General features: G+C 72.7%; 17 protein-coding genes. 11 read left to right on the top strand and 6 right to left on the bottom strand.

The annotated features are described in order from the left end of the window. Positions 1 to 20: 20 nt before the first annotated feature. Positions 21 to 599 (top strand): TetR/AcrR family transcriptional regulator, encoded by a 579-nt coding sequence (locus ACIQMJ_RS09760; RefSeq protein WP_499760532.1) that lies wholly within the window; start codon positions 21 to 23, stop codon positions 597 to 599. 23 nt (positions 600 to 622) lie between these two features. Here the strand turns inward: ACIQMJ_RS09760 and ACIQMJ_RS09755 are convergent, their stop codons facing one another. Continuing rightward, positions 623 to 1,756 carry an epoxide hydrolase family protein gene (locus ACIQMJ_RS09755; RefSeq protein ID WP_499760531.1) on the bottom strand — a complete coding sequence of 378 codons (1,134 nt, stop codon included), beginning with the start codon at positions 1,754 to 1,756 and terminating at the stop codon, positions 623 to 625. Between the two features lie 60 nt (positions 1,757 to 1,816). On the opposite strand from ACIQMJ_RS09755, the gene ACIQMJ_RS09750 reads away from it, so the two are divergent. After that, positions 1,817 to 2,764, top strand: coding sequence for a helix-turn-helix transcriptional regulator (locus ACIQMJ_RS09750; protein ID WP_499760530.1), 948 nt, complete (start codon positions 1,817 to 1,819; stop codon positions 2,762 to 2,764). Positions 2,765 to 3,863: 1,099 nt separating this feature from the next. Beyond that, on the top strand, positions 3,864 to 5,024 hold the full coding sequence (locus tag ACIQMJ_RS09745) for a S1 family peptidase (protein ID WP_499760529.1): 1,161 nt from the start codon (positions 3,864 to 3,866) through the stop codon (positions 5,022 to 5,024). A 116-nt stretch (positions 5,025 to 5,140) separates the two neighbouring features. Here the strand turns inward: ACIQMJ_RS09745 and ACIQMJ_RS09740 are convergent, their stop codons facing one another. Next, entirely contained in the window at positions 5,141 to 6,094 is a 954-nt protein-coding gene (locus ACIQMJ_RS09740) for an NADP-dependent oxidoreductase (protein ID WP_499761057.1), read from the bottom strand. A 131-nt stretch (positions 6,095 to 6,225) separates the two neighbouring features. On the opposite strand from ACIQMJ_RS09740, the gene ACIQMJ_RS09735 reads away from it, so the two are divergent. Then, complete coding sequence (locus tag ACIQMJ_RS09735; RefSeq protein WP_499760528.1) at positions 6,226 to 6,633, top strand: winged helix-turn-helix transcriptional regulator; 408 nt, start codon at positions 6,226 to 6,228, stop codon at positions 6,631 to 6,633. 21 nt (positions 6,634 to 6,654) lie between these two features. Here ACIQMJ_RS09735 and ACIQMJ_RS09730 read toward each other — a convergent pair whose 3' ends face one another. Genes ACIQMJ_RS09730 through ACIQMJ_RS09720 form a run of 3 tightly spaced genes read right to left on the bottom strand, consistent with a single transcriptional unit; the run spans position 6,655 to position 8,976 of the window. Continuing rightward, positions 6,655 to 7,251: a hypothetical protein gene (locus tag ACIQMJ_RS09730; protein ID WP_499760527.1), complete on the bottom strand. Its 597-nt coding sequence runs from the start codon at positions 7,249 to 7,251 to the stop codon at positions 6,655 to 6,657. A 19-nt stretch (positions 7,252 to 7,270) separates the two neighbouring features. Then, positions 7,271 to 7,747, bottom strand: a complete 477-nt coding sequence (locus ACIQMJ_RS09725; protein ID WP_499760526.1) for a hypothetical protein — start codon at positions 7,745 to 7,747, stop codon at positions 7,271 to 7,273. A gap of 44 nt (positions 7,748 to 7,791) precedes the next feature. Continuing rightward, complete coding sequence (locus tag ACIQMJ_RS09720; RefSeq protein WP_499760525.1) at positions 7,792 to 8,976, bottom strand: GDSL-type esterase/lipase family protein; 1,185 nt, start codon at positions 8,974 to 8,976, stop codon at positions 7,792 to 7,794. 288 nt (positions 8,977 to 9,264) lie between these two features. Between ACIQMJ_RS09720 and ACIQMJ_RS09715 the strand changes: the two genes are divergently transcribed. Genes ACIQMJ_RS09715 through ACIQMJ_RS09695 form a run of 5 tightly spaced genes read left to right on the top strand, consistent with a single transcriptional unit; the run spans position 9,265 to position 14,077 of the window. Continuing rightward, positions 9,265 to 9,648 (top strand): cupin domain-containing protein, encoded by a 384-nt coding sequence (locus ACIQMJ_RS09715; RefSeq protein ID WP_499760524.1) that lies wholly within the window; start codon positions 9,265 to 9,267, stop codon positions 9,646 to 9,648. Beyond that, the gene (locus tag ACIQMJ_RS09710) at positions 9,645 to 10,781 is read left to right on the top strand and encodes an NAD(P)/FAD-dependent oxidoreductase (RefSeq protein ID WP_499760523.1); all 1,137 of its coding nucleotides are present in this window, start codon (positions 9,645 to 9,647) and stop codon (positions 10,779 to 10,781) included. The genes ACIQMJ_RS09715 and ACIQMJ_RS09710 overlap by 4 nt, the downstream gene beginning before the upstream one ends. 2 nt (positions 10,782 to 10,783) lie before the next feature. Then, positions 10,784 to 11,407: a serine O-acetyltransferase EpsC gene (gene epsC, locus ACIQMJ_RS09705; protein ID WP_499760522.1), complete on the top strand. Its 624-nt coding sequence runs from the start codon at positions 10,784 to 10,786 to the stop codon at positions 11,405 to 11,407. Then, the gene (locus ACIQMJ_RS09700) at positions 11,404 to 13,005 is read left to right on the top strand and encodes a class I tRNA ligase family protein (protein WP_499760521.1); all 1,602 of its coding nucleotides are present in this window, start codon (positions 11,404 to 11,406) and stop codon (positions 13,003 to 13,005) included. Before epsC ends, ACIQMJ_RS09700 begins: the two co-directional genes overlap by 4 nt. A 13-nt stretch (positions 13,006 to 13,018) precedes the next feature. Next, positions 13,019 to 14,077 carry a hypothetical protein gene (locus ACIQMJ_RS09695; protein WP_499760520.1) on the top strand — a complete coding sequence of 353 codons (1,059 nt, stop codon included), beginning with the start codon at positions 13,019 to 13,021 and terminating at the stop codon, positions 14,075 to 14,077. A 10-nt stretch (positions 14,078 to 14,087) separates the two neighbouring features. On the opposite strand, the gene ACIQMJ_RS09690 is transcribed toward ACIQMJ_RS09695, so the two are convergent. Beyond that, positions 14,088 to 14,546, bottom strand: coding sequence for an Lrp/AsnC family transcriptional regulator (locus ACIQMJ_RS09690; RefSeq protein ID WP_499760519.1), 459 nt, complete (start codon positions 14,544 to 14,546; stop codon positions 14,088 to 14,090). Between the two features lie 76 nt (positions 14,547 to 14,622). Here ACIQMJ_RS09690 and ACIQMJ_RS09685 point away from each other — a divergent pair, with 76 nt between their 5' ends. Both ACIQMJ_RS09685 and ACIQMJ_RS09680 read left to right on the top strand, forming a co-directional pair. Further along, positions 14,623 to 15,567: an EamA family transporter gene (locus ACIQMJ_RS09685; protein ID WP_499760518.1), complete on the top strand. Its 945-nt coding sequence runs from the start codon at positions 14,623 to 14,625 to the stop codon at positions 15,565 to 15,567. A gap of 163 nt (positions 15,568 to 15,730) precedes the next feature. Next, entirely contained in the window at positions 15,731 to 17,041 is a 1,311-nt protein-coding gene (locus tag ACIQMJ_RS09680) for a lysine N(6)-hydroxylase/L-ornithine N(5)-oxygenase family protein (RefSeq protein WP_499760517.1), read from the top strand. Positions 17,042 to 17,044: the final 3 nt, after the last annotated feature.

The following is a 17,044-nucleotide window of genomic DNA, read 5'->3' as shown; positions in this document are numbered from 1 at the left end:
GTTCCCGGGGAGGACGACACATGGAGGAGCCCCCGCTCCGCGCCGACGCCCGCCGCAACCGGGCGCGCTTGCTCGAGGTGGCGGCGGAGGCGTTCGCCGTGGGCGGGCTGACGGTGCCGCTCGACGAGATCGCCCGGCGGGCGGGGGTCGGCCCCGGAACGCTCTACCGGCACTTCCCGACCAGGGAAGCGCTGTTCGAGGCGGTGGTGCAGGAGCGGTTGCAGCGCTTGGTCGACGCCGCCCGGGCGCGGCACGACGCCGAGCACGCCGGCGACGCCCTGTTCGAGTTCATCGAGTTGCTGGTGGCCGAGGCCGGGCCCAAGAAGGACCTCGTCGACGCCCTGACGGGAGCCGGCGTCGACGTTCGCGCCCGACTCGCCGCGACCGCCGCCGAGCTGCGCACGCACGTGCACCGCCTCCTCGACCGGGCCCAGCTCGCGCACCACGTCCGCGCCGACGTCACCGCCGCGGACCTCATGGCGCTGCTCTCCGGCATCCTGCGCTCGCAGCACGCCGTCGACCAGCCCGAGAACGCGGACCCGGCCCGTGCGCTGGCCGTCGTCCGCGACGGTCTGCGGCGTGCCGGCGCCCGGCGCTGATCCTCCGTCCGCCGGCCGGGAGGTCACCGCAGTGGGGCGAAGAACGTCCGGATGTCGTCCACCACGATCTCCGGGACCTCGAGTGCGGCGAAGTGGCCGCCCTTCTCGAAACGGCTCCAGTGCACGATGGTGGAGTTGTCCCGTTCCGCGAACACCCTGATCGTCTGGAAGTCGTCGGCGAACACGGCCACGCCGGTCGGGGCGGCGTTCACCGGGGCGGGCTCGTCGGTCGGAGCGGCCGCGTTGTCGAAGTAGGACCGGGCCATGCCCGCGGCGGCGTTCGCGAACCAGTTGACGGACACCTCGGTGAGGATGGTCTCCAGCGGCACCAGGGACGTGCCGTTGCCGAAGGAGTTGAACAGCTCGCTGTAGGCGAGCATCCCGATCGGCGAGTCGCTGAGCCCGGCGGCGACCGTCTGCGGCCGGCTGGCGTTCATGGTGTTGTAGCCGCCGACCTTCTGGAACCACTGCATGTGCTCCAGGCCGGCGTAGTCCTGCGGTTCGAGCCGTTCGAACTCCGAGGGGTCGCCCGACGGGAAGGAGAACAGTTGCAGCACGTGCAACCCCAGGAAACCCTCCGGGGCGAGGACGCCGAGTTCGCGGGCGACCATCGCGCCGTGGTCGGAGCCGTGGACGCCGTAGCGCCGGTAACCCAGCCTGCGCATGAGGGTGTCGTAGGCGCGGGCCACGCGGGCGGTGGTCCAGCCCGATTCGGTGACCGGGTTGGAGAAGCCGAAGCCGGGTGCGTCCGGCACGACGACGTGGAACGCGTCCTCGGCGCGCCCGCCGTGCGCGACGGGGTCGGTGAGCCTGCCGATCATGTCGAGGTAGTCGACCGACGAGCCGGGGTAGGTGTGCGCGAGCAGCAGGGGCGTCGCGCCCTCGTGCGGTGAGTCGACGTGGATGAAGTGGATCGGCTGGTCGTCGATCTCGGTGATGAAGTGCGGGTGGGCGTTGATGCGCTCCTCGGCGGCGCGCCAGTCGAACGCGCGCCACGCCGCCACGGCCTCGCGCAGGTAGTGGTTGGGGGTGCCGTGCTCCCAGGTGTCGCCCGGTGCCGGCTGCGGCAGGCGGGTGCGGTCGAGCCGACCGGTCAGGTCGTCCAGCTCGGCCTGCGCGACCTCGATGCGGAAGGGGCGGATCTCCGTGTTCGTCATGGCACAGACGCTAAAGTGCTTATAGGAAGAGTTCGTTCCTATAAGGCGGAGGTGGTCGCAGTGACCGCGGACACATCGGCGCGGCTCCTCGCGCTCCTGGCGCTGTTCCAGTCACGGCCGTCGTGGAGCGGCACCGAGCTCGCCGACCGGCTCGGTGTCACGACCCGCACCATCCGCAACGACGTGGAGCGCCTCCGCACGCTCGACTACCCCGTCGAGGCCGCCCGCGGCGCGACGGGCGGCTACCGGCTCGGAGCGGGCGGCAAGCTCCCCCCGCTGCTCCTGGACGACGAGGAGGCGGTGGCCGTCGCGGTCGGGTTGCGCGCCGGCCGGGGCATCGCCGGGCTCGAGACCTCCAGCGCCCGCGCGCTGGCCAAGCTCGAACAGGTCCTGCCGCCACGCCTGCGGCCGACGGTGGAGGCGCTGGCCTCGGTCGTCGACCACGCGCCGGAGAACACCGACACCGACGCCCCGGACCCCGAGGTCGACCCCGCCGTGCTGCGCACCATCGCGACCGCGATCCACGACGTCGAGTGGTTCCGCTTCGACTACCGCGACACGTCGCTGCTCGTCGAGCCCTACCGCCTGCTCGCCTGGAAGCGGCGCTGGTACCTCGTGGCCCGCGACCCGTCCAGTGGCGAGTGGGACGTCTACCGGGCGGACTGGATCACGCCACGCATGCGCACCCACCGCCGGTTCGCACCCACCGCCCTGCCGGACGAGGACTACACGAGCTTCACCATGCGCCGTGTCGCGTCCAGCGGCTGGCAGGTGCACGCCCGCCTGCGGATCGACGCGCCGGCCCAATCCGTCCTCGACCGGATCCACCCGGCCGTCGGCGTGGTCGAGACGGTCACCGACACCACCTCGGTCCTCGTCACCGGCGCCGACTCGCTGGACACGATCGCGGCCTACATCGGCATGCTGAACATGGACTTCACCGTCGAGTCGCCCAGCGAGCTCAGGCCCCTGCTGCGCACCCTCGCCGAACGCTACGCCCGCGCCTGACCGCCCCAACCGCCCCGGGGCGGTGCGAGGAGCCCCGTCCACGCCGATCCACTGGCTCGACACGCATGGTGCGGTTGCAGATGACCCGGTTCCTGGAACGCCTGCCCCTGCCCGTCGACCGGCGACTGGACGAGGCGACCCAGCCGGCCGTGTCCGCCATGGAGGAACCCGTGGCGCGCACCGACACCCGCGCGGGACCGAACGGTTCGACGCGCCCTTCACCCCTGGGTGACCCGCTGCGGTGCGCCCGTGCGGAACGCCGTCGTTCCGGGCACCGGCGCGTCGAGGGTTCAGTCGCGCCGATCGTCGCATCGGCTCGACTGGCGGCGCTTGTCGCCTGTCTGACCGATCCGGTTGACCGCGGTCCCGTCCTCGTCCACCGAGGGCGGGACCGCCCACCCGGCAACCGGTGCCCACCGGTCGGCGCGCGCGAAGTCGGCACCTGGCCACTCGGAAGCAGGGGACGACTGTTCCCCCAGTCCGATGCGGCACCCCTGGAATTCCACGTCGACCACGAATGATTCGGCAGTGAGGTCCCGTTCGTGGAATCCGGCACCGCGCGGTCGTCTTCGGCTACGAGTGCGCGCATGGCCGCCCTCTGCGGTGGCGGGAGTTCGAGGACTGAATTCGTTGCGGAGCGCTTCGGCTTTTTTCAGGTGCGTCGGGCGCAGTGGGTCGGGTCGACGCGGCCCGCGGTCGACGGGGCCGGAGGGGCAGGTGCGGGAAGGGGGTCGGTGGTTGATCGACTACGTGGCCCGTGCGGTGTGCCGAAGGTGGCGGCGGGCCGCGTGCACGGCAACCGGTCGGGTCGTCGTACGGGCCGGAGCAGGGGTGATCACGGTGCGGGCAGCCGTGATGGCGGCCGGAGGACACCGCCGTCGACCGGGAAGCGCAATCACCTGTCTTCCGGTTGCCGTGAATTGATCGAATGGTCCGGAGAGAGCCACCGTCTCGGCGGTATGGGGACATCGATCGGGAAAGTATCGTTCCGAATCCGTCGGTTCTCGCCGGCGACATCAGCGGTTCCGAGGTCTCCGCGTGCACCACCTCGCAACCGACTGGTGCACCTCCCTGCCCGTTTGTGCGAAAGGCTGCCCAAGTGACTCCTTCTCGTGCTGCCCGATTAACCGGCGCGGTCGTCCTCGCGATCGGTCTGGCCATTCCTTCCCTGCCCGCGGTCGCCACGCCCGTCGACGTGGCGACCGTGTCGTCCACCGCCGCGCCGCGCGTGTCGCTCGGCATGGCGGAGGCGATGAAGCGCGACTTCGGCTTGAGCGCCGAGGGCGTCGAAACCCGTTTGGCCCAGGAGGAACGGGCCCGCGGGGCCGAGGTCGTCGCCCGCAAGCTCTACGGCTCCGCGTACGCCGGGAGCTGGTTCGACCCGGCGACCGGCAAGCTGGCCGTCGCGGTCGCCGGCGCGACCGCGGCCGACCGGACCGGCCTCGACGTCACCGTCGTGCCGGTCGCGCACAGCTACGCGCAGCTCGACGCCGCCAAGACCGCGATCGACCGGCAGGCGGGCCGCGCCGCGCCCGAGGGCGTGAACGGCTGGTACGTCGACGTGCGGACCAACACCGTGGTCGTGACCGTCAACCGGCACAAGGTCGACGGCGCGGTGAAGGCGTTCCTCGAGCAGGCCGAGGCCGTGCACGAGGCCGTCCGCGTGGTCGAGGAAGACCACTCGCCGGTGCCGTACGCCGACGTCGTCGGCGGCTGGCCCTACTGGATCAACAACGCGGGTCGGTGCTCCATCGGGTTCGCCGTGTACGGCGGGTTCGTGACCGCCGGCCACTGCGGCACCGCCGGCTCCCAGGCCACTGACCAGGCCGGCGCGCTCTACGGCTACTTCGCGGGCTCCACGTTCCCCTACTACGACTACGCCTTCGTGCAGACCGGCGCGGGCGTGAACCTGTGGGGCTACATGGAGGGCTACGACGGTTACTGGTACTACGTCCGCGGTTCCGCGCAGGTCCCGGTCGGTTCCGGCGTGTGCCGGTCGGGTTCGACCACCGGCATGTGGTGCAACTACATCCAGGCCCGCGGCCAGACCGTGAACTACCCGCAGGGTGTCGTCTACAACCTGACCCGCACCAACGTCTGCGCCGAGCCCGGCGACTCCGGCGGCTCGTGGCTGAGCTCCAACCAGGCCCAGGGCGTCACGTCGGGCGGCTCGGGCAACTGCTCCTCGGGCGGTACCACCTACTACCAGGAGGTCAACCCGATCCTGTCGGCCTACGGCCTGTCGCTGATCCTGACCTAGCGACCTGACCGGCCGCGGCGAACGACCTGACCGGCCTTCCCGTGGCCGGTCAGGTCGACCGCGACGCCGGGAACCCGGTCGGGGGCGTGTTGCGGGAGGTGCGCCGCGTCGTCGGTTCAGGGAGTGACGCGCAGGACGAGTTTGCCGCGGGTGCGGTTGGTCTCGCCGCGCTGGTGGGCGGTGGTGGCTTGGTCCAGGGGGAAGGTTTCCGCGACTTCGACCGTCACATCGCCGGAGTCGATGAGGGCGGCGATGGTGGTGAGCGCGTGGCCGTCCGGTTCGACCAGGAACGGGGTGGCGCGCAGGCCCTTCGCCTCGGCGGCGGTGACCAGGTCGGGGGAGGCGCCGGACGGGACGGCGACGAGGAGGCCGCCGGGGCGCAGCACGTCCAGTGACCGCGTGCTGGTGCTGTCGTGGACGTCGCCGACCAGGTCGATCACGAGGTCGACGTCGGACGCGGCGTCCTCGAAGCGGACGGCGGTGTAGTCGATGAGCTCGTCCGCGCCGAGCTTGGTGAGCCAGTCGTGGTTGCCCGCCCGGGCGGTGCCGAGCACGTGGGCGCCGAGGTGCTTGGCGAACTGCACGGCGAAGTGGCCGACGCCACCCGCCGCGGCGTGGACCAGCACGCGCCGGCCGGGTTCGACGTGCGCGGTGTCCACCAGGACCTGCCAGGCGGTGAGCGCGGCCAGCGGCACGGCAGCCGCCTGCTCGTGGCTGGTGGTCGAGGGCTTGCGGGCGAACTGCCGGGCCGGGGCGGTGACGTACTCGGCGTAGCCGCCGGCGGCGCGCGGGAACCAGGGCATGCCGTAGACCTCGTCGCCCTCCCTCAGGGTCGTGACGCCGAAGCCGACCTTCTCGACCACGCCGGAGACGTCCCAGCCCAGGGTGAACGGCGGCTCGCCGAGCACGCCGGCCATGCCGTTCCCGACCCGCGTCTTCCAGTCCACCGGGTTGACGCCGGCCGCGTGCACCTTCACCCGGACCTCGGTCGGCAGCGGTTCGGGTCGGGGCACCTGCTGCACGGTGAGCACCTCGGGACCGCCGAAGGTGTGCTGGACGACGGCGCGCATGGATGTGTCGGACACGGTTCTCTCTCCGGGAGTTGATCTTCCTGTGGACGCGGAGAACGTATCTCCGGGGATATGGTTACCCGCAAGGGAAAGAACTTCCCGATGGGAAGTATCGAGGTGAGAGGCTTGCCATGGCCACTGTGTGCCTGACCGGACAGCACGCCGACCACGACGTCTACGCGGCGCAGTGCCCGTGCCGGGCGATGCTGGACCTGCTGGCGAACAAGTGGTCGGCGCTGGCCATCGGCGCGCTCGAGGACGGTCCGCGGCGCTTCGGCGAGCTCCAGCGGCACCTCCAGGGGGTCAGCCCGAAGGTGCTGACCCAGACCCTGCGGCGGTTGGAGGAGTTCGGCCTCGTGGACCGCACCGTCTTCCCCGAGGTGCCGCTGCACGTCGAGTACTCGCTCACCGAACTCGGGCACAGCGCGGCCGTGCCGCTGCGGATGCTGCGCGTGTGGGTCGAGGACAACATCGACGGCGCCGCCCGCGCCGGAGCGCCGTCGGCGTCCTGCGCTCCCGAGGTCCCCGCGAACCGCTGACACCGCCACGGAAGGCACCGTCTACTGCGGACGAGGCGAGTCGGGTGCCCGGCTGCCCGCCTCCGCGAGACCGCCCAGCGTGTAGCTGTCGAACGCCTCGTACGGGTCCTCGTCGTCGGGGAGCGCGCCGCTGACCGACGCCGGCGCGGCGGTGGCGAGCAGCGCGGTGAGCCGGGCCAGTGCGGGGTGGTGCGCCTCCGCGTCGACGTGCACGGCCTCGGCGTCGACCAGCAGGGGTGCGGTCGGGTCGGGCACGGGGTGGCCGGTCAGGTGGACGGTGTGCGGCCGGTGCGCGACGGCGGCGAGGGAGCTGTTGGTCGCCAGGTCCGCGAGGCAGGCGCGCAGGCACACCCACGCGCCCGCCCGCGGTCGGTCGTGCTCGACGTGGTCGACGGCGACGTGCGGCACCCTCCGGACCCGGTCGACCACCTGGCGGCGGACGGCGGGCTCGACGTCCGGCCACGCCACGTCGGGCGGCAGCGCGGCGAGCGCCGAGGCGGCCCGCTGCTCGGCCTCGCCGAGCCGGTCGGCCGGGATGGTCAGCGAGGTCAGGGAGAACGTCGGCTCCCGCTGCGCGGTCCGGTCGGTGACCGCGAGGAAGACGGCGTAGTCGCTCACTCGACCTCCCGGGGACGGGTCACCAGCGCGTCGCCGCCAGGCGGCCCGAGTCCGGATCGGGCTGGGGCGGGCAGTTGGTGCCGATGCAGATCTGCTGCGGCACGCTCACCAACGTCGCCTTGAAGGGCTCGCTGCCATCCTCGATGGTGAACTTGGCGACCGCCCGATAGGTGAACCACACGTTCTCCTGCGGCGCCGTGTTGGCGACCAGGCGGGCTCTCTTCTTGTTGTTGCCCAGGAGACGGGTCGACACCGGCGAGACTTCGTCCTGGTACAGGCTCAAAGCAATCTTGAACGCGGGCATCGGTCGCTGGCACTGCTTGATGTCCGCGTGCACGTTGACGCGATCGGGTTGCGTGTGCGAACGGTGCGGGTAGTCCAGCGACACGTTGCACCACCAGAGCTCTTGCTCCACCCTCGGTTCCGCCGCCGCCGCCGCCGCGGTGGTGGTGGCGGAGGCCGTCATCAGCGTGATCACGGCGGCGATGGAGGTCAAGGCTTGTGCTCTCACGGGGTGGGCCTTCCGGTAGGGCGGACGGGTCAGTGGTCGAGCGAGCCGCCGAGCGCGGACAACGTCATCCGGCCCGGACCGGCGCCGGGGGTGTTGTGGCACGCGAAGTCGCCGGTGGTCTTCTCGTGCATCAGGCGCAGGCAGGTGCCCAGCGCGCGTTGCCCGTAGTAGTTGGGGTGCATGCTCTCCTGGCGGTCGCCCTGCGACGTGTAGCCGGTGACGACCCAGCGCACCCACTCCGCGACCGTGCCCGGCAGGGGGTTGGCGGCGCTGTTGGCCGCCGTCGCCTGGCTGGAGCCGGTCGCGCACACCTCGCGGCCGTCGAAGGCGTCGCGCAGGTCGAGGAACCGCACGTTGCGCTGGGCGGCGACCTGCCGGAGCTGGGCCGAGATGGTGGGCACCAGCTCGTTGCGGGCCCAGTCGGCGTCGCTGTTCCACACCGGGCAGCCGCCCTCCGACCACCGCGGCCCGCTCTCGGGGATGCGGAAGTCGGCGGCGGCCGGCATCGGTGACGGGTACGACTGGAGGACGAACTGGTAGGTGCCCGGGCCCTGGGCCTCGTTGAGCACCTCCTTGATCGCCCTGATGGTCGCGCCGACGTCCTCGCGGACCTGGTCGAGCTGACCCGCGATGGCCGAGTCCCACTTCGGGCCGCACCGGTAGGACGTGAGGTAGCCCTGCACGCAGTCGGCGATGATGTCGCCGAACCGGAGGTCGTTGCCGCCGACCGACAGCACCACCAGCTTCACGTGGTAGTCGGCGGTCTTCACGCGCAGCCGCTCGACCTGGTTGGGCTGGTTGCGCGCCGGGTCGCCGTTGCGCACGTCGGACGTGGTCGCGCCGGAGCACGCCAGGTTGATCGCCGTGACGTCGGGGAGGTCGGCGCTGACGATCTCGGCCGACGTCGAGCGGTGGCACATGTTCGTGCCGGTGTGGGTGTTGCCGTAGATCAGCTGCGGGTCCGTGGTGCAGCCGCCCGCGTCGCACCGGGTGGCGAGGTCGGTGCCCCACTTGTCGCCCGAGTTCTCCAGCGCGTTGCCGCGCCACCGGCCGGCCTCGCCGGAGATGTAGCTGTCGCCGAGCGAGACGACCGCGGCGGGCTTGGCGGGTGCGGCGGTGGCGTTGTCGACGGCGCGGGTGGCGGCTTGGGCGGTCGTCAAGGCCAAGGCGGCGGTGACGGCGACGGCAAGGCGGCGGCGGAAGGCACCGGACATCGGCCTCAACTCCTTGGTGCGATCAGGCCACGGTAGGAGCGGTGCCGGTGCGGGAGAACGGCGCGGGGACCGGAGCACTCGATAGTGCGGTGAGGTAGCCCTGGCCAGGTGACCCGCCTCGCGGACGGTGACGGGGTGCGGCGGGCGTCCACCCCTGCGGCGGGTCGGGGTGCCGGCTTGTCGTCCGTGAGTGGACCCGCGGCCATTCCCCGGGCTGAAGACGGCGGCCGGCCGCGTCCTTAGGGTCGGTTCCCGACTGGCCTCGGACGCGGATGTGGAGGGCTACCGGTGGACGTTCTTTCCTGGGGCGAGGGCGACCTGGTCTTCGAGCCCGACTACAACGTGCACGGCAAGCGGCTGTTCCCGTGGGCCGGGGTGGACCGGCCGGGCTGGGAGGCGGCGTGGGTCGTGCTCTCCCCGCACGCGGTGTCGACGCCGCACGCCCACCACGAGAACGAGGTCTTCTTCATCGTCGAGGGCAGGGGCACGATGCGGATCGACGACGAGGTCCGCCCGGTCGGCTTCGGCGACACGATCTACATCACCCACGGCTCCGAGCACGAGCTGACCAACGACGCCGACACCCGGCTGGTGTACCTGTCGGTGTGGTGGGACCCTGCGGCGGACGGCGGGCGAGCGGAGGCCGCCGAGCGCGGCGTGGCCGGTCGATGACGCGGACGACGGCGGTCGTCGGCGGTGGTGTGATCGGCGCGGCCGTCGCCTGGCACCTCGCGCGCCGCGGCCACGACGTGGTGGTGTTCGACCAGCGGCGGGGCGGCGTGGCGGCGACGGCGCAGTCCGGCGGCCTGCTGCGCCTGCACCACACGGCCGACTGCGACATCGCGCTGGCCGCCCGCGCGCTGCCGACCTTCCAGCGGTTCGACGAGCTCGTCGGCGGTGACTGCGGCTACCGGCCCACCGGCTTCGCGCTGCTGGTCGGCCCGGAGCACCAGGAATCGTTGCGGCACAACGTGGACAAGGTCCGCGCGGCGGGCGGCAAGGCCGAGGTGGTCGAACCGGGCGCGCTGGCCGCGCGGTACCCGGGGCTGCGGCTGGACGGCGTCGCCGCCGCGGCCTACGAACCGGACGGCGGCTACGCCGACCCGGCCGCGACGGCACGGCTGTTCCTCGACGCGGCACGGGCGCGAGGCGCGCGCGTGCTGGACGACGTGCCCGTGGAACACCTGCTGGTGCGCGATGACCGGCTCGTCGGCGTGCGGTGCTCCATCGGTGACGTGGACGCCGACGCGGTCGTGCTGGCCGCCGGGGTGTGGAGCGCCGGACTGGCCGAGGAAGTCGGCGTGGACCTGCCGATCAGCCCCCGGTGGATCGCGATCGCCCTGGCGCACGCGGAAGCCGACGTGCCCGCGTGCATCGACGACACCACCGGAAACTACTTCCGGCCCAACGGCGGCCAGGGCGTGTTCTTCGGCGTCGACCTCGACCCGGACGACGAGCCGGTCGGCACCTACTTCCCGGTGCGCCCCGAACTGGTCACCGCGGCCCGCGACGGGCTGTGGCGGCGGGTGCCCGCCCTGGCCGACGGGCCCACGGTCAGCACGCGCGTCGGTGTCGACGGGTACACCCCCGACCGGCACCCCGTGATCGGGCCGGTCGGCCCGGCGGGGCTGTACGCGGCGACCGGGTTGAGCGGCGGCGGGTTCAAGCTCGCGCCGGCGATCGGCGAGCTCGTCGCGCACGAGGTCGACACCGGCGAGGAGCACGAGGAGCTGCGGCCCTACCGGCCCGGGCGGTTCGAGGCGGGCGAGCCGATCACCGGCGAGCACGGCTACCGGTGGATGTGACCATGGTGGACGTTCGCGGGCTGGTCCACGCGATGCGCGAGGACCTGGACACGGTGGTGGACAAGGACCCGTCGGTCCACGGCCGGGCCGAGGCGGCGCTGCACCCGCACATCACCGCGCTGTGGCTGCACCGCGTCGCGCACGCGTGCTACCGCCGTTCGCACCGCATCCCGGCCCGCGTGGTGGCGCTGGTGGCGCGGTTCCTGACCGGGATCGAGATCCACCCGGGCGCGCGGATCGGCCGCCGGTTCTTCATCGACCACGGCGCCGCGGTGGTGATCGGCGAGACGACCGTGATCGGCGACGACGTGATGCTGTACCACCAGGTGACGCTCGGCTCGGTCGGGTGGTGGCGGGACCGGGCGCACCCGGACCGCCGTCGGCACCCCACCGTCGAGGACGACGTGGTCATCGGCACGAACGCCAGCGTGCTGGGCGCGGTCACGGTCGGGCGCGGTTCGCGGATCGGCGCGCACTCGGTGCTCACCCGGTCCGTGCCGCCGCGCAGCCGGGTGTCCGCCGCGCACGCGGAGCTGGCGGGCCTGGACGACGGCGACGACGTGCTGATCACGGGTGAACGGGACGAGCAGGGCCGGACCGCAGTCAACGGAGCTCGGAGGAAGTGAGCACGGTGGGCAAGAACTTCATCGTCACCTCGGCGCCGCCCAACCCCAACGGCGACCTGCACCTCGGGCACCTGTCCGGCCCGTTCCTCGGCGCGGACGTGCTGCGGCGGTCGTTGGTGCAGCAGGGGATCCCGGCGCGCTACGTCAGCTACGCCGACGACTACTCGTGCTACGTGCGGCGGCGCGCGGCGGACCTCGGCCACGGCACGGAGGAGACCGCGTTCGTCTACGGCCGCCGGATGGAGGAAACGCTGGCGCTGGGCGGGATGCTGCCCGACCGCTTCACGCACCCGCAGGGCGAGCCGCTGCACACCCAGCTCACTCAGCGCTACTTCCTCGACCTCTACAACAGCGGCGCGTTCGCCGAGCGGGAGCTGCCCGCGTTCTACTGCGCCACGTGCGCCCACCACCTGTACGAGGCGGAGGTCACCGGTACCTGCCCGCACTGCGGCGCGCACAGCGGCGGTCTGGAGTGCGAGGAGTGCGCACGGCGGCTGGAGACGACGGGGTTGCGCGAGCCGCGGTGCGTGACGTGCGGCGGCGTGCCGGAGGTGCGGTCGTTGCGCCGGCTGGTGTTCCCGCTGGAACCGCACCGCGCCGGGTTGACCCGGTTCGCCGCCGAGGGCGTGTTCCGGCCGCGGCTGAAGGCGTACCTGGACGACCTGCTGTCCCGGCCGTTGCCGGAGGTGCCGTTCAGCAGGCTGGACCCGTTGGGCATCCCGGTGCCCTTGCCGGAGTGGCGCGGGCACGTGCTGGACACGTGGTTCGGCGGCATCTGGGGTTACCTGGCGGCCACCACGGCGCACGCGGTGGCGAGCGGTGAGGCCGCGTCGGGTGAGCAGCTGTGGAAGGACCCGGACACGGAGGTCGTGCACTTCCTCGGGTTCGACTGCTCGTTCTCGCACGCCGTGTTCTGGCCCGGCCTGCTGCTGGCGCAGGGGCAGCTGCGGCTGCCGACGCACGTGCTGACCAACGAGTTCTACCGGCTGGAGGGCGAGAAGTTCTCCACCAGCCGGGGCCACGCGATCTGGGGCGGCGACTTCCTGCGGCGCGTGCCCGCCGACGCGGTGCGGTTCTTCCTGTGCCTGGCCGGGCCGGAGGTCGCCCAGACCAGCTTCTCGTTGCGCGAGTTCACCGACACGACGCGGACCGTGCTGACGGAGGCGTTGCAGGGGTGGACCGACGGCGTGTTCGCGCGGGTGCGGGAAGCGGGCGGTGTCGGGGACGGCGGTGGGGCGACCGACCCCGTGCTGGCGGAGGCCATGCGGCTGCCGGAGGTGGTGGCGGGGGCGTTGGCGCCGTCGGTGTTCTCGCCACGCGCTGCCGCCGCGGCGGTGCGGGACGTGGTCGTGCGGCTGCCGCACGCGCTGGGCGGCGACGCGCCGCTGTCCGACCACGTCGAGGCGCTGGCCCGCACGGCGGTCGCGGTCGCGCCGCTCATGCCCACGTGGTCCGAACTCGTGCTGACCGCGCTGGACGTGCCACCGGCGGACCCGCTGCACCGCACGCCGCCGCGACCCGCCGCGGGTGCGCGGATCGTGCCGCCGGGTCGCCCGATCGCGCCGGCCTGCCCGACACCGCTGGGCACGGCGATCTGACCGGGAGGGCGACGTGACCGGCGGGGTGCGGTTGGCGGAGGGCGCGTTGGGGGTCGGGCTGCTGCTCCTGCCCGCGCCCCTGGCGATGGCGACCGGCGCCGCGCCCGCGGCGTGGGCGTTGTGCGGGCTGCTCGGCGCGGTCGTGGGGTACGTCGTGATCACCGGCGTGCGGCCCCTGCCCGCGGGCTCACCCGTCGTGCGGTCGTGGTACTGCGCGGGCACGGCGGTCGGGCAGGGGTTCATCTGCTGGACGGCGGCGGCGTTCCTCGGTGGTGCGCTGGGGTTCGACCGGCGGGCGGTGTGGGTGTCCGCCACGGCGTTGGTGGTCGTGTGCGCGGTGGCGGCGGTGAACTGGCAGCCCGGACCGGTGTTCCGGCGGGCGCGGCTGGGCGCGACGATCGCGCTCGCCGCGTGCTGGGCGGCGTGGCCGGGGAGCCTCGCGCCGGCGGCGGACGCGACCGGTCCCGTGCCGCCGGGCGTCGCGGCGGCGGTGTTCCTGCTGCTGATCTCGGCGGTCGGCTGGGAGTCGGCGCGGGACGTGGTGCGGTCCGGGCGCGAGGTCGTGGTCGCGGCGGCGATCGTGCTGGCGGTGACGGTCGGCGTCACCTCGTGGGGTTCGGCGTCCCGGGGCTGGGCGGCCGGGGGAGAGGTGGCCGGAGGAGGTGCGCACGTCGTGCCGTCCGTGCTGGTGGTGCTCGTGGCGGCTTCGTACTGCGTGACGAACCTGCGCTTCGCGGGCGGGTTGGTGACGCGGCGGTGGACCGGGGTCGGGTCGGTGGCGCTGGTCTCCGCGGTCGCGATGGCGGTCGCGTTCGCCACCGGCGGCGGCACGTGGCAACTGCTCATGGGTCCGGGTTCGGCGACCTGGGCGATCTTCGCGCTGTACGCGGTCCGGGTGTCGACCGACCGGGCCGCGCCGACGCGCGGCCGGGTGGCGGCGGTCGTGGCGGTGGGGTTGCTCGGCTGGCTCGCCGCGACCCCGCTGTGGCCCGCGCTGCTGTTCCCGGCGGTGGTCGGGTCGGCGGCGCTGATCCGCGCCCGGGTCCGCACGCCGGCACCGAGCCCCGGGTAGCGGTCGGGGCTCAGCGGGGCAGCAGTGGTCGTTCCAGGATGGTCCGCAGGACGATCGTGGTGTTGGTGCTGTGCACCGAGGGCATCGCGCGGATGCGGTCGAGGGTGTCGGCCAGGGCCTCGGTGGAGCTCACCCGGACCTTGACCAGGTAGCAGTCCTCGCCCGCGACCTCGTGCACCTCCAGCACGCAGGGCTCGCGGGTCAGGGCGGCGTTCATCGCGTCCTTCGCCTGCTTGCTCGGGTCGAAGCGCAACGCCACGAACGCGGCCGTGCCCGCCTCCACCTCGGTCGGCGCCAGTTCGGCGTGGTAGCCGGAGATGACGCCGTCGCGCTCCAGCCGTTGCAGCCGGTCGCGCACGGACGGCTCGGAGAGGCCGACGTCCTTGGCGAGCGCGCGCACGGTCTGCCTGCCGTCGGCGACCAGCGCACGCAGCATGGCCCGGTCGGTGTCGTCGAGTGGTCGGTTCATGGTCGGGCGCTTCTCCCTCTTTCGGCCTAATTTACCAGAGGTTGCCAAGCGTCCCAACCTTGATAAGTTAGGCGGCGTGACCGTTGAGGCTCGGAAAACGAAAAGCGGACCGTTGCCGTGGATCGCGCTGATCACGGTCTGGTTCGTCTGGGGTTCCACCTACCTCGGCATCGGCGCGGCGGTCGAGACGATCCCGCCCATGCTGATGGCGGGCGTCCGGTTCCTCGTGGCGGGCGCGATCGTGCTGGCGGTCGTCGGCCCCAAGCACGCCACGGGCGTGAACCGCCCCACCGCACGGCACCTGCGCTCGACCGTGATCATCGGCGCGCTGCTCCTGGTGGGCGGCAACGGGCTGCTCAGCGTCGGCCAGACCGACCTGGACTCCGGCACGGCCGCGATCATCGTCGGCACGGTGCCGATCTGGATGGTGCTGGTCGACCTGGTCGCCACCAAGGCGCGGGTCACCGGCGGCACGATCGCCGCCCTCGTGCTGGGCACGGCGGGCGTGGCGGTCCTGGTCGGCGGTCCGGGCAGCGGCATCGACGTCGGCGCGGCCGTCATCGTGCTGGTCGCGTCGGTGTTCTGGGCGGTGGGGTCGGTGTACGCGCGGACCGCGCCGCTGCCCGCGCACCCGCTGGTGTCGACGTCGCTGGAGATGATCGCGGGCGGCGTGCTCCTGATCGTCGTGGGCGTGGCGTCGGGCGAGCTGTCCCGCCTGGACCTGGGCGCGATCTCCACCCGGTCGCTCGTCGGCCTGCTGTGGCTGGTCTTCGCCGGCGCGGTCGTCGGCTTCAGCGCCTACATCTACGCCAACGCCACCCTGCCCGGTGACGTCGTCGCGACCTACGCCTACGTCAACCCCGTGGTGGCCGTCGTGCTCGGCGTGCTCATCGGGCACGAGGTCGTCGGCACCAACCTGCTCGTGGGCGGCGGCTTGATCGTGGGCGCCGTGGTGGCGGTGGTCAGCGGCCACGCGGTGCGGCGGGTCGTGCTGCGGGCCAGGGCGCGGCGGGGAACGTGATCGCGTTCCACCGCCGGACCGACCGCCCGCCCGGCACCTCGTCCAAGGGTGGAGACGCGGGCCGTCGCGGAGCCGAAGACGGGCCGCCGGGTGCTGAATAGCGTCGCCCCCGGACATCGGTGACCGGTCCGGCGCCGGCCCCGCCTTCGGCAGAGGAGACTCCGTGGCACACCAGGATGTGGACATCGTCGCGATCGGCGCGGGACCGTCGAACCTCGCTCTCGGCGTCGCCTTGGAGGAGCTGGCGCCGACCCCGGTCGCGCAGCGCACGCTGGTGCTGGAGCAGCACTCCGACGTCCGGTGGCAGCGCAACCTGCTGCTGCCGTGGGCGGAGAGCCAGGTGTCGTTCCTCAAGGACCTCGTGACGCTGCGGAACCCGCGCAGCCGTTTCACGTTCCTCAACTTCCTGCACGAGCAGGGCAGGCTGGACGAGTTCATCAACCTGTCGACGTTCACGCCGTACCGCACCGAGATCTCCGCCTACCTCCAGTGGGTCGCCGACACGCTGGAGCACGTGCGGATCTCCTACGACCGCCGCTGCACGTCGATCGAGCCCCGGCGCGCGGCGGACGGTTCGGTCGAGGGCTGGCTGGTGACGACCGCGGACGGCGACACGGTCTCCGCGCGCGACCTGGTGGTCGGCACGGGCCGCGACCCGCACGTGCCCGAGGTGTTCTCCGGGCTGCCCGCCGACCGGGTCGTCCACAGCACCGGCTACCTGGAGGGCATCGCCGCGCTGCCGAAGGACGCACCGCACCGGGTCGTCGTGGTCGGCGGCGCGCAGAGCGCCGCGGAGATGTTCCGGTCGGTGCACGACGACCTGCCGCACAGCCGCCCGACGATCGTCATGCGCTCCATCGGGTTCGGCCACTACCAGACCAGCAAGTTCATCAACGAGCTGTACTACCCGTCGTTCATCGACGAGTTCCACCAGGCCCGACCGGAGGCGCGGGCGCGCATCCTGCGGGAGATGCGGCAGACCAACTACGCGGGCCTCGCGCCGGGGCTGCTGGAGGAGCTCTACCGGATGCGGTACCTCCAGCGGCTGGCCGGGCAGGAGCGGTCGCGGGTGCTCACCCTGGTCGACGTCGTCGGCGCGCGCCTCGACGGCGACGACATCGTGCTGGATCTTGAGGACAGCAAGACGGGCGCGGTCGAGGAGCTGCGCTGCGACGTCGTCCTGCTCGGCACCGGCTTCGACCCGCGCCCGCCCCGACTGCTGCGCGCGCTGATGGAGCCGCTGGGCCGCACCGAGCTGACCGCGGACCGCGGCTACCGCGTCGACCTCGGCGAGACCGCCTCCGCCGCCCTGTACCTCCAGGGCGTGAACGAGGAGACCCACGGCATCTCCGACTCGCTGCTCAGCGTCCTCGCCCAGCGCTCCCGGCACATCGTCGACGACATCCTCGACCGGCGCCGGCCGCGGTCCAACGGCGCCGCCACGCGGCTCGTCACGACCGGCGGATCGGTGTGACCC

This window comes from Actinosynnema sp. NPDC091369, assembly GCF_044757065.1.
Taxonomy (GTDB): Bacteria; Actinomycetota; Actinomycetes; order Mycobacteriales; family Pseudonocardiaceae; genus Actinosynnema.
The sequence above is the reverse complement of the archived record's forward strand: the minus strand, read 5'-3'. Positions and strand labels throughout refer to the sequence as shown.

Bases quoted from the DNA above. Each gene is read 5' to 3' on its own strand.
- ACIQMJ_RS09760 (WP_499760532.1), top strand. From the start codon at position 21: ATGGAGGAGCCCCCGCTCCGCGCCGACGCCCGCCGCAACCGGGCGCGC.
- ACIQMJ_RS09755 (WP_499760531.1), bottom strand. From the start codon at position 1,756: ATGACGAACACGGAGATCCGCCCCTTCCGCATCGAGGTCGCGCAGGCC.
- ACIQMJ_RS09740 (WP_499761057.1), bottom strand. From the start codon at position 6,094: ATGCGCGCCGTCGTCCAGCACACCTTCGGCGGTCCCGAGGTGCTCACC.
- ACIQMJ_RS09735 (WP_499760528.1), top strand. From the start codon at position 6,226: ATGGCCACTGTGTGCCTGACCGGACAGCACGCCGACCACGACGTCTAC.
- ACIQMJ_RS09720 (WP_499760525.1), bottom strand. From the start codon at position 8,976: ATGTCCGGTGCCTTCCGCCGCCGCCTTGCCGTCGCCGTCACCGCCGCC.
- ACIQMJ_RS09710 (WP_499760523.1), top strand. From the start codon at position 9,645: ATGACGCGGACGACGGCGGTCGTCGGCGGTGGTGTGATCGGCGCGGCC.
- epsC (WP_499760522.1), top strand. From the start codon at position 10,784: ATGGTGGACGTTCGCGGGCTGGTCCACGCGATGCGCGAGGACCTGGAC.
- ACIQMJ_RS09690 (WP_499760519.1), bottom strand. From the start codon at position 14,546: ATGAACCGACCACTCGACGACACCGACCGGGCCATGCTGCGTGCGCTG.